Below are 12,319 nucleotides of genomic sequence, written 5' to 3' on the forward strand. Positions count from 1 at the left end.
GGCGCATGCCGTGCCATGTCGTCGAAAAGCCCAGCAAGGCCGTAGGACGGGGAGCCCAGCGCGCCCGCCGGCCTGCCATGCCCTGCCTGGCCTCACACGTCCTCGTGCGTGGCGTAACCGGCGCGGCCATTGGCCTTGGCCTGGTAGAGCGCCATGTCCGCCAGGTGCGTGAGCGTGGCGGGTTCGGTGTCCAGCAGGGGCGCGACGCTGGCCACCCCGATGCTCAGCGTGACCCAGGGCCTGACGGTGGAGGCGCCATGCGGAATGCGCGCGGCCTGCACCGCATCGAGCAGGCGCTGCGCCACTAGGCGGGCGCCGTCGAGTGTGGTCTCGGGCAGCAGGATGGCGAATTCCTCGCCGCCGTAGCGCATGGCGCGCTCGTGCGTGCGCTTGAGCGTGTCGCGCAGGATGGTGGACACCTGCCTGAGGCAGCCGTCGCCGCCCAGATGGCCGTGGTGGTCGTTGTAGCGCTTGAAGTAGTCGATGTCGATCATCAGCAGCGACAGCACCGTGCCCTGGCGCGCATGGCGGGCCCATTCGCTGCGCAGGGTGTCGTCGAACAGGCGGCGGTTGCCCAGGCCGGTGAGCGCATCCTGGTAGGACAGCTCGGAGAGCGCGGCGTTCAGGCGTTCCAGCTCCAGCGCCGCCTGCTTGCGCGCCGTGATGTCCTGGAAGGCCCCGGCCAGCCGCACGATGGCGCCGTTCTCGCGGATCGCCTCGCCCTGCGTGCGCACCCAGCGCTGCCGCCCCTGGGCGGAGACGATCTGCAGCTCCAGGTCCCAAGGCGTGCCGTCGGCAATGCACCGCTCCACCGCCGCCGCGATGCGCGGGCGTGATGCCTCGGTGTAGAAACCCAGGGTCTGGGCCAGGTCCGGTGCCTCTGCACCTGGCAGCAGGTCGTGGATGCGGTAGACCTCATCGGTCCATTGCGATCGCCCGGTGGCCAGGTCGCGCGTCCAGCCGCCCACGCCCGCGATCTCGCCGGACTTTTTCTGCAGCAGCGCCGCGTCGGCCAGGGCCACCTCGCTGGCCTTGCGCGCGCTGATGTCCATGAAGGTGCCGATCATGCGCAGCGGCGTGCCGTCCGCACGGCGCTCGGTCACCTTGCCACGGCTGAAGAGCCAGACGTAGCGCTCCCCCACGGCGACGCGGAACCCGTTCTCATACGCGGGGCTGTCGCCGCGCAGGTGCTCGGCAAAGGCTGCCACGTTGGCCGCCTGGTCGGCCGGGTGCAGGGTGGCCGTCCACTCCTCGACGGGGCGGGTGACTTCCGTGTCGCCATAGCCCAGCATGCGGGCGCCGCGGGCGTCGATGCGCAGCTGGCGGCTGTCCACCTGCAGCTCCCACAGGCCGAGCTGGGCGCCGTCCAGCGCGCGCTCCAGCCGCGCGGCCGACAGCCGCAGCGCCTCCTGCGAGGCGGCCTCCTTGGCCATCAGCCGGCGCCGGCGGCGCCGCTCCATCAGCCGCAGGCCGGTGGCGGCGATGAGCACGGTGCAGTACAGCGCGGTGTACAGCCGCACCTGCCCGTACCAGGGCGCATAGACGTCGGAGCGCTCGCGGCTGATGGCCAGCACCATGTTGTTGTTCAGCCCCAGGTAGGCCGGCTTGACGCTGGCCAGCACCACCAGCCGGTTGCGGCCGGTGGCCGGCACGATGCCCTCGTACACCGTGAGGGGCTTGCGCTGGCGGAAGTGGGCCTCGAAGGCGGAGCCCGGCCGGGCGAGGTTGGCCATGCGCAGCTCGGGCGACTGCGGCACGGTCACGAACACCTCGCCATCGGCGTGCGCAATGGTGGCCCGCATGTCCGGCGCAAACAGCGCCGAGCGCACGATGAAGGCAAAGAACTCCTCGTCCAGCGTGGCGCTCACCACGCCCGAGAACTGGCCCTGGGCATCGAAGATCGCGCGCGACAGCCTGAGTGCCACCGCGTCGTCCTCGGCCTCCGAGGGGCGCGACAGGTACAGCACTTCGGGGTCGGGCTTGCTGCGCACGCCCTCGAAGAAGTCCTCGCGGTAGAAGTCCTTGCCCACGTCGCTCGTGGAGTCCGAAGCCACCGCATTGCCGTTGGCGTCGTAGACGGCCAGGCCGCGCACAGCCTGGATCACGTCGGTCAGCAGATGCAGCTGGCGCGAGGCATCGGCACTGGAGAAGGTGAACGCCAGCGCGCGGTAGTCGTCACTGATGCGCGTGAGCGCCTCGTTCAGGCCATGCAGCTGGCGCGTGAGGTTTTCCGAGACGTAGCGGGTCACGTCCTGCAGGCGGTCCACCTCGGCCTCGCGGATCGTCTGGCGCAGCGTGTACAGCTGGACGGCCAGAGCCACCCCTGCGGCCGCGAACACGAAAAGGAACACCCGCCACGGTTCGAGCCGCAGCACGGAACTGTCCTTGGCCGCCCCTTTGGGGCCGGGTTGTGGAGAAATCACCTTGCCGGACCTTGCCTTTCAACCATGCATGCCTGTCGCACAAGGCGCGCTTGCAACGGCTGGCTGCCTGGACAGCGCCGACGGCGCTGGTTCACGGGGGCCCATCCCCCTGCGAATATACGACCGATGCAGCCTGCCGTCGCCCGCCACGTGCGCATCCAGGCATCCGGCCACCAGGCGAGGGCAGGGCGCCACGATGTCAATGCCGTGGGCACCACCCAAGCGGGGGGTTACCCGCCGGGGCGGGCCATGCTAGGCAAGTGCATGTGCGCCCCTGGCGCGCAATTCCCGCAAGGCCTGCAGCATGAGCGCGCGCTCAGAAATGCGGCGGCGGGTCTTGCACCGGCGCCTCGGCCGGGCCGGGCGGCGGGTCGCCCTGGGGCGGCTCGGGCGCCCAGACCGGCGCGGGCGGCTGCTCGAGCGGTGGCGTGTCGATGGGCGGCAGGGGCTGGGGTGCGGGTGCGGGCATGGCGGACTCCTGTAAGAGGGTGTGTGGGCTCATGCGTCCACCGTAGCGCTGTGCGGGGCCTGTGTCTGCCAGCCAATGCCCCGACCTGTGGCCGGCGGCCGAAGGGCTGCCGTTGCCGCGCGGCTCGCCACCCAAGCAGGACCTGGGTGCGGGTTTATTCGATTAGTTGAAGATTCCTATGGCTTGAAAACTGATGGATTGAGCACTCCAGTGAGGTGAATTCGGGTTTTTTGTGCTGAAAAATGAGGCGCGATCTGCACGGGGATGTGCCCTTGGTCACCAGCAGCATCAGGCAGCGTGGCGGACAATACACCCATTGAGGTGTGGTGCATGCGCCACGCCCTAAAGTCGCCGCAACAGTTTTGTTGCCCGGCTCAGTTGGTTACGATGTACGTTAACGGTTACAGGTCCCGCAAGGGCCCCCAGGAGAGATCAGACGTGAAACCGAACCCCAAAAACCTCGCGGTTGCGGCGTTTCTCGTGAGCGCCATGGCAGGCGCCCAGGCAGCGGATCCGGCGGTGTTCGACGGCGCCAACGGCACGTTGCGCCTGCCTGTGCTGCAGATCGACAACGCCAAGTATTTCAATGTGGTGATCAAGTTGTTGGATACCGGCCTGCTCAAGGCCAACGACCCCGCCGTGGTGGGGGAGGACATCCAGTTCGTGAGCACCGGCAACATGCTGCTGCTGCCCCAGCTGGCCATCGGTCGCGACCTCTTCACCCAGGTCAGCCTGACCCATCCGTCGTTCTCGCTGGTCAGCTATGGCGGCGTGGTGACGAGCCCGCCCTTCACCGGTACCGGATCTACCGGCCACCTGCTGGACGTGCGCGTGACGGCGGTGGCCACGGCGCAGAACCCTGTCACCCTGGTCAACGTCGTGCGGCCGATGAGCCAGCAGGAGTTCTGCAGCGACGCATCGCTGCGCCTGCCCATCACGCAGAGCCAGCAGCAGGCTGTGCTGGCCGGCAACTGGACGCTCAAGGCCTGCACCTTCAACGTCATCGAGGGCAAGGGTTCCATCGCCATGACGCTCAGCGTTTCGGGCCTGGCCCTGCCTTACAGCGCGACCTACGTCTACCACTGAGCTGCACTTGGCAGCGCAGTTCCCAGGGGCGGCACCCGGTGCGCGCCCCTTTTTTTCGTCCTGGCAGGCCATGCGGGTGGGCGCTGTCAACTGCGCGACTTGGCCGGCCGGCTGGCCCGTTGCCCATCAGGGTAATCCTTTGCCGGTGGCGCGGCTGGCACTGCCTAGAATCTGTTGCACTGCAATACCACACACATGATGGGCCCGTGCGCCCGAGGAGTCCGTAGTGTCCGACAAGAAGAGCGCCCCCGCTGCCGCCGCATCCGCACCCGCTTCTGCCGGCGGCAAGTCTGCATCGCGCGTGATCAAGAAGTACCCCAACCGCCGCCTGTACGACACCGACACCTCCACCTACATCACGCTGGCCGAGGTGCGCGAGCTGGTGATGGCCCACCACAACGTGGTGGTGCGCGATGCCAAGACGGGCGAGGACCTCACGCGCAGCATCCTGCTGCAGATCATCCTGGAGGAAGAGGCCGGCGGCGCACCCATGTTCACCGAGGCCGTGCTGGCCAACATCATCCGCTTCTACGGCCATGCCATGCAGGGCTTCATGGGGGCCTACCTGGAGAAGAACGTCCAGGCCTTCACCGACGTGCAGGCCAAGCTGGCCGAGCAGTCGCAAAGCGTCACGCCCGAGATGTGGGCGCAGTTCATGAGCCTGCAGTCGCCCATGCTCAAGGGCATGATGGGCAACTACGTCGAGCAGTCGCAGACCATGCTCACGCAGATGCAGGAGCAGATGCAAAAGCAGACGGAGCAGATGCTGGGGGCGTTCGGGCTCAAGCGCTGAGGCAGGAGGCAGGCCCCCACCGCGGCCTACACCACCGTGTCCCCGGGTGCCAGGCCCGGGGCCTGGATGCGTGCGCCTTGAACCGGGCCAAGGCACATCGTCAATCATTGTAAAAAATAAGCTTTTTACACCGGCATCACGGTAAAAATTGGTAAGTGTGGTTAGGATTGAACTATCGCCCTTCGCTGGGGCCATAGCTAAACCTAACGATATGCCCCACACCTCGTCACCGTTTCGTCCCCGCAGCCGAGCCCTTGCCCTGGAACCCCGCTTGCTGTTCGACGGCGCGGGCGCTGTGGCGGCAGCCGATCATGTGTCGGATGACTTCCACCACAAAGCGCCGGCCACACCGCAGACTCCTGTAACAGCCCGTGACAGCTCCGCGCCGCAAGCGCCGGACGTCCAGCGGCAGGAAGCGGCCCAGGCTCCGGCGCAGGCCAGCGCCCCGGTCATCCCCCCCGAGGCGGTGGCGCAGGCCCAGGACAGCGTGCGCAGCTATGTGGCCAATACCTCGGCGGCGGACCTGCTGGCCCTGTTCAACGGCGGCAAGGCCCAGGCCAGCGCCGAGGGGCTGGCCGCCGCCGAAGCCCTGCGCCAGGACATCCTGGCCGGCCGCTATGGCGTGCAGCTGCAGGTCAGCGACAACCCGGGGCTGGAGGGCCGGTTTGCGGCCTTCGTCCCCCAGGGGCCAGAGGGCAAGCCCACCATCCTGCTCAATGCGCAATGGCTGGCCAGCCGGCCCAGCGCGGCCGCGGTGGCCGGCGTGCTGGTCGAGGAGATCGGCCATGCCATGGACGCGCGCCTGAACGGCGCCGGCGACACGCCGGGCGACGAGGGCCAGCGCTTCATGGGCCGGGTGTACGGCACGCACGAGGGTGCCGACTACGGCTCCGACGACGACCATCTGCAGCTGAAGATCGGCGACCGCCTGGTGGATGCCGAGGCGGCCACCAGCTCGTTCTCCACGGTGGACGGCTCGGAGTTCCTGCTCACCTTCAACAGCGCGACGCGCCTGACCGGCGGCACCGACAATGCGTCGGGCAACACCGTCGGCACCAAGTACCTGTACAGCAACGTGGTGACGGTCAGCGGGCAGCAGATCGACGCCATCATCGAGCTGACCGGCATGAGCAATGCCACGGTTTCGCTGTTCGACTCCACCGCCAACCCCTACGGCGGCTCCACGGGCAATGCCACGACGGTGAACGGCGCCGGCTCGTTCCAGCCCAACCTGAACATCGCCACCGCCGGTGGCTATGCCACGTTCAAGGTGACCTTCATCCTGGGCGGCTCGTACAACGCGACGACCAATCCCAACGGCACCGAGGTGACCCTGCGCAACGTGGTGGTCAATACCTATGACCTGGATGCCTCCGGCGGTGCGGCCACAGGCCGGCAGTTCACCGATTTCGAAGGCATCGGCGCCTACACCGTGTCCAACGGCACGAAGCTGACCGTCTCGGACCAGGGCGGGGGTGTGACGCGCTTTCTCACCACGGTGGGGGGCAACTACACGGTGATGCCTGGTTCGACCACGACGCAGCAACTCAATGGCGTCACCATCATCTCCGACGACATCCGCGCCCGCGTGCGCTATACCGAGCTGACCAGCACCACCATCAAGGTCGGTGACATGGCAGCCACCGGCGTGGCGTACTACGGGCTCGATTTCAGCATGGGCCCGACCTTCCAGAACGCCCGCACTCCGGGTGTGCAGATCGTCGACGGCGCGGGCAACCCGCTGCCGGGCCCCCTGGTCACCCACGAGAACGGCACGACCAGCCAGGATTTCTACCTGCAGCTCGAAGCCGCTCCGGAAGTGGGCGAAACCGTCACCGTCACGCTCACGGGCCGGGACACCACCGAGGGCACGCTCACCACCACCACCCTGACCTTCACCAGCGCCAACTGGAACACCCCGCAAAAGGTCACGGTGACCTCCATCGACGATGCCATCATCGACGGCGACCAGACCTACAAGCTCACGGCCACCACCACCAGCAGCACCAACACCGTGGCCTACACCGGCCGCACGGCGGTTATCGATGTCACCAACATCGACAACGACGACGTCAATGCGCCGGTGCTGGACCTGCGCAGCGGCGACGATCCGACCACGGGAACGGTGAACGATGCCGTGACCAGCGTCGCCGGCGCCGCCGTCGCGCTGGACGCCTCGGCCAACAACAATGCAGCGCCCGTCAACACGCCGCGCAACACGGTCGTCTATGACGATTCCGACCGCATCGGCAAGCTCACCGTGGCGGTCACCAGCGGCATCCAGAACGGCACCTCCGAGAAACTGCTGTTCGGCGCCACCAGCCTGAGTGCGAACGGCACGGGCGTGACGGCGCAGAACAACATCACCGTGGGCGGGGTGCAGGTCAATGTGACCTACACCGGCGGCACCTTCACCGTGGCGAAGTCCGACGGCACGGCGATGACGCGCGCCCAGACCGAAGCGGTGATCGGCGCAATCCAGTACCAGAACACGCAGGGCAACGCCTCCACGCCGGGCGACCGGGTGTTCACCTTCCAGGTCACGGACTCGTCGGGCAAGGCCTCGAACGCCGCCACCTCCACCGTGAGCGTGGCCGGCCCCCTGGCGGTGGACGACATCGTGGTCAACGAAGCCTCGGGCACGGGCGTGTTCACGGTGACGGGTGTCGCCGGCCAGCAGGTGAGCCTGGCGCTGTCCAACGGCCCGCGCACCGGAGGCGGCACGGCGGCCACGGGCGGCGGCACCGACTACAGCGCTGCCACCGGCAGCGGCCTGCAGGTCTCCACCGATGGCGGCGCCAACTGGGCCAACTACACCGCGGGCTCCAACGTGACCATCACCGCGGCCGACGGCAAGCTGCTGGTGCGCACCCCGATCGCCAACGACACCACCTTCGAGGGCGACGAGTTCTTCAAGCTCACCGCCACGCCCACCAGCGGCTCAGCCGTGGTCGGCCAAGCCACCATCCGCGACGACGGCACGGGCGACATCTACAAACCCGACGGCACCAAGGACACCACGGCCACCAAGGACGATGACCGCAGCATCCTGGTGACCAGCGGCGGTACGTTCAACGAGGCATCGACCTACGCCACCTTCAAGGTCGACGTGACCGGCAAGGCCGGCGATGCAGTGGTGCTCGCCATCGAAAGCACCGGCACGGGTGCCGGCCATGCCACGGTCACGGGTTTCACCAATGTCCAGTACTCCACGGATGGCACGACCTGGATCACCTACACCGGTGCGGCCGGCGGCCAGCCTGTGGTGCCTGCGGGCGGCACGGGCACGGTGCTGGTGCGCGTGAACATCACCAGCGAGCAGGACGCGACCTATGAAGGCGCGGAGACTTTCGCCCTCAAGGCCAGCTACGCCACCAATGCGGCCAAGAGCAGCACGGCCAATGACACCATCGTCGACGACGGCACGGGCCGCATCGACGGCAATGGCGATGGCGACGTGGCCGACCCGGGCGAGGGCACCGGCCCGGGCCCGGAGCCCGGCGTGACCTTCGATGACGACCGCGCCCTGAGCATCAACGACATCGTGGTCAACGAGGCCTCGGCCAACGGCGTATTCACGGTGCAGGGTGTCACCGGCCAGCAGGTGAGCCTGGCATTGAGCGACGGCCCCCGCACCACCGGCACGGCGGCCACGGGCGGTGGCACGGACTACAGCGCTGCCACCGGCAGCGGGCTGCAGGTCTCCACCGATGGCGGCGCGAACTGGACCAACTACACCGCGGGCTCCAACGTGACCATCACCGCGGCCGATGGCAAGCTGCTGGTGCGCACTCCGATCACCAACGATGTACCGTTCGAGGGTGATGAATTCTTCAGGCTGACCGCCACGCCAGTGACGGGCACGGCCGTGGTGGGGCAGGCCACGATCAAGGACGATGGCACGGGCACCATCTTCAACAACGATGGCACCCCCGATACCACGACTGCGAAGAACGATGACCGCACGATCCTGGTGACCAGCGGCGGCACCTTCAACGAAGCATCGACCTACGCCACCTTCAAGGTCGACGTGACCGGCAAGGCCGGCGATGCCGTGGTGCTCGCCATCGAAAGCACCGGCACGGGCGCCGGCCATGCCACGGTCACGGGTTTCACCAATGTCCAGTACTCCACGGATGGCACGACCTGGATCACCTACACCGGTGCGGCCGGCGGCCAGCCTGTGGTGCCCGCGGGCGGCACGGGCACGGTGCTGGTGCGCGTGAACATCACCAGCGAGCAGGATGCGCCGTACGAAGGTGCCGAGACCTTTGCATTGAAGGCCAGCTACGCCACCAATGCGGCCAAGAGCAGCACGGCCAACGACACCATCATCGACGACGGCACGGGCCGCATCGATGGCAATGGCGACGGCGACGTGGCCGACGCGGGCGAGGGCACCGGCCCGGGCCCCGTGCCCGGCGTGGCCTTCGACGACGACCGTGCGCTGGCGGTGGACGACATCGTGGTCAACGAGGCTTCGGGCACCGGTGTGTTCACCGTGCAGGGCGTTGCCGGCCAGCAGGTGGGCCTGGCGCTGTCCAACGGCCCGCGCACCGGGGGCGGCACGGCGGCCACGGGCGGTGGCACCGACTACGGCAGCGGAACGGCCACGAACCTGCAGGTCTCCACCGACGGTGGCGCGAGCTGGACCAACTACACCGCGGGCTCCAACGTGACCATCACGGCGGCCGATGGCAAGCTGCTGGTGCGCACGCCCATCACCGACGATGTGCCGTTCGAAGGCGACGAGTTCTTCAAGCTCACCGTCACCCCCCTCACGGGCACGGCGGTGGTCGGCCAGGCCACGATCAAGGACGATGGCACGGGCGACATCTACAAACCCGATGGCACCAAGGACACCACCGCCACCAAGAACGACGACCGCACGGTGCTGGTGACCAGCGGCGGCACCTTCAACGAGGCATCGACCTACGCCACCTTCAAGGTCGATGTGACCGGCAAGGCCGGCGATGCCGTGGTGCTGCAGGTGCAGGGCACGGGCGCCGGGGCAGGGCATGCCACGGTGACGGGCTTCACCAATGTGCAGTACTCCACCGACGGCACGACCTGGATCCCCTACACCGGTACGGCCGGCGGCCAGCCCGTGGTGCCTGCGGGCGGCACGGGCACGGTGCTGGTGCGCGTGGACATCACCAGCGAGCAGGATGCACCGTACGAGGGGGCCGAGACCTTCGCCCTCAAGGCCAGCTTTGCCAGCAACGCGGCCAAGAGCAGCACGGCCAACGACACCATCATCGACGACGGCACGGGCCGCATCGACAACAACGGCGATGGCGACGTGGCCGACCCGGGCGAGGGCAATGGCCCGGGACCGGTGCCCGGCGTCACCTTCGACGACGACCGCCCTGCGGCACCGCCGCCAGGCCCGGCACCTGCCGTGCCGGTGGCGCGGGCCGACAGCGTCACGCTGGATGAGGACTCGTCCTATTCCGGCTCGCTCGCAGGCAATGACACGCCCAGCACCGATGGCGGCAACGTCTGGTCCAAGGCCTCGGACCCGCAGCATGGCACCGTGGTCGTGAATGCGGATGGAACGTTCACCTACACGCCCGCCGCCGACTACAGCGGCACGGACAGCTTCACCTACACCCTCACCGACCGGACCGGCGACACCAGCACGGCCACCGTGACGATCACGGTGCGGCCCGTCAACGACCTGCCGGTGGCCAACGCCGACAGCGCCACGACCCCCCGCAACACGGCGCTGAACGGCAACCTGGCCAGCAACGACAAGCCCAGCGGCGACGGCGGCAACGTCTGGAGCAAGGCCACCGATCCGCAGAACGGCACGGTGGTGGTGAACGCCAACGGCACCTATGCCTACACGCCCGCCACGGGATTCACCGGCACCGACAGCTTCACCTACACCCTCACCGACCAGAATGGTGACAAGAGCACGGCCACAGTGACCGTCACGGTGGGCGGCAGCAACAGCCTGCCCGTGGCCAATGCCGACACCGGTGCGACGCGCAAGGACACACCGCTGTCCGGCAACCTGGCCGGCAACGACACCCCGTCGGCCGATGGCGGCAATGTCTGGACCAAGGCCACCGACCCGCAGCACGGCACGGTGGTGGTGCGCCCGGACGGTAGCTACACCTACACCCCGACGGCGGGCTACGTGGGCACGGACACGTTCACCTACACCCTTACCGACAAGGACGGCGACAAGAGCACGGCCACGGTGACGATCACGGTGACCGCCGGCAACAGCCTGCCGGTAGCAGTGAACGACAGCGGCGAGACGCGCAAGGACACGCCGCTGTCCGGCAACCTGGCCGGCAACGACACCCCGTCCGCCGATGGCGGCAACGTCTGGACCAAGACGGCCAACCCATCGCACGGCACGGTGGTGGTGAACGCCGACGGCACCTACGTGTACACGCCTGCCCCCGGTTACTTCGGCACCGATGCCTTCACCTACACGGTGACCGACAAGGACGGCGACAAGAGCACGGCGACGGTGAGCATCACGATCACCAACACCGGCACGCCAACGCCACCGCCGCCACCGCCCGTGGCACCGCCACCCCCGGTGGGGCCGCCGCCCGTGTCGCCGCCGCCGCCGGTGGCGCCACCACCCCCGGTCGAGCCCCCGCCGCCCGTGGCCCCACCGCCGCCGGTGGAGCCGCCACCACCGGTTGCACCGCCGCCGCCCGTGTCGCCCCCGCCGCCGGTCGCTCCGCCGCCGCCGGTATCGCCACCACCGCCGGTATCGCCTCCGCCACCGGTGGCCCCGCCGCCACCGCCCCTGCCACCCGCGCCCCCGGCGCCGGAGGTCGCGCCGCAGCAACCCACCGTGGTGGAGCCGCCCGCGCCCGTGCCGCCAATCAGCCTGCAGCCGCTCAACCCCCTGGTGGGCGAGCAGGCGCGCGAGGCCAGCGTGTTCTTCGACGGCAGCGTGTTCACGAACGTGGTGCGCCTGTCCGTGCCCATGCACCCTATCGTGTACGTCACGCCGGGCGTCCATGAGGCCCAGGCCGAGCGCGAGCTGTCCGACCCGCTGTTTTTCAGCAACCCGGGCGCCGTGAAGCATGGCGGCATCCAGAGCCAGACCATCGGCATGGGCCTGGGCATGGACCCGGCCCTGTTTGTGCAGACGGCCGTGCGCGAGTCGCAGGCGCGCGGCGAGCTGCTGGGCGACATCGTGGAAGGCCGCCTGGGCCGCATCTCGCTGGGCAGCGACGGGCGCATTCCCACGCCCGAATGGTTCGAGGCACTGGGCGAGCAGATCGTGCCGCAGATGCCGGGGCAGGAGCCCCAGCAGTCCACCGACGGCAAGCCCGCGCCAGAGGCCAATGCAGAAGGCGCACAGGGCACGCAGGGCCGCCAGGGCGACGCGGCGACGCCGCAGCCCGCTGCTGCGCCAGCAGCCACGGCGGCGCCGCGTGCCGCCGGCGCGCCATCGTTTTCCGACCAGCTGCGAAGCGCCGGAACCCGCCTGCCTGGTTCCGTGCCCGGCGCGGTGCCTGGTGCCGCGCGCTCTGCAAGCCCCGGTTCCACCGCTTCCTGAATTCACCACCC

Annotated in this window: 5 protein-coding genes; 3 read left to right on the forward strand and 2 right to left on the reverse strand. The window is 68.6% G+C overall.

The window, feature by feature from the left end; translation table 11 throughout:
- Nucleotides 1-92: 92 nt before the first annotated feature.
- Together AC07X5_RS11650 and AC07X5_RS11655 are read right to left on the reverse strand one after the other, a co-directional pair.
- The gene (locus AC07X5_RS11650) at nt 93-2,375 is read right to left on the reverse strand and encodes a diguanylate cyclase domain-containing protein (protein ID WP_494770276.1); all 2,283 of its coding nucleotides are present in this window, start codon (nt 2,373-2,375) and stop codon (nt 93-95) included.
- Nucleotides 2,376-2,739: 364 nt separating this feature from the next.
- Nucleotides 2,740-2,892 carry a hypothetical protein gene (locus tag AC07X5_RS11655; RefSeq protein ID WP_409964236.1) on the reverse strand — a complete coding sequence of 51 codons (153 nt, stop codon included), beginning with the start codon at nt 2,890-2,892 and terminating at the stop codon, nt 2,740-2,742.
- Between the two features lie 438 nt (nt 2,893-3,330).
- Here AC07X5_RS11655 and AC07X5_RS11660 point away from each other — a divergent pair, with 438 nt between their 5' ends.
- From AC07X5_RS11660 to AC07X5_RS11670, 3 genes are all read left to right on the forward strand, one after another.
- Nucleotides 3,331-3,978, forward strand: coding sequence for a hypothetical protein (locus AC07X5_RS11660; protein WP_409964235.1), 648 nt, complete (start codon nt 3,331-3,333; stop codon nt 3,976-3,978).
- A 226-nt stretch (nt 3,979-4,204) separates the two neighbouring features.
- Nucleotides 4,205-4,771 (forward strand): polyhydroxyalkanoate synthesis repressor PhaR, encoded by a 567-nt coding sequence (gene phaR / locus AC07X5_RS11665; RefSeq protein ID WP_494770277.1) that lies wholly within the window; start codon nt 4,205-4,207, stop codon nt 4,769-4,771.
- 271 nt (nt 4,772-5,042) lie between these two features.
- The gene (locus AC07X5_RS11670; protein ID WP_494770278.1) at nt 5,043-12,308 is read left to right on the forward strand and encodes an Ig-like domain-containing protein; all 7,266 of its coding nucleotides are present in this window, start codon (nt 5,043-5,045) and stop codon (nt 12,306-12,308) included.
- Nucleotides 12,309-12,319 lie beyond the last annotated feature (11 nt).

This window comes from Acidovorax sp. GW458-11-26-14-TSB4 (assembly GCF_059423865.1).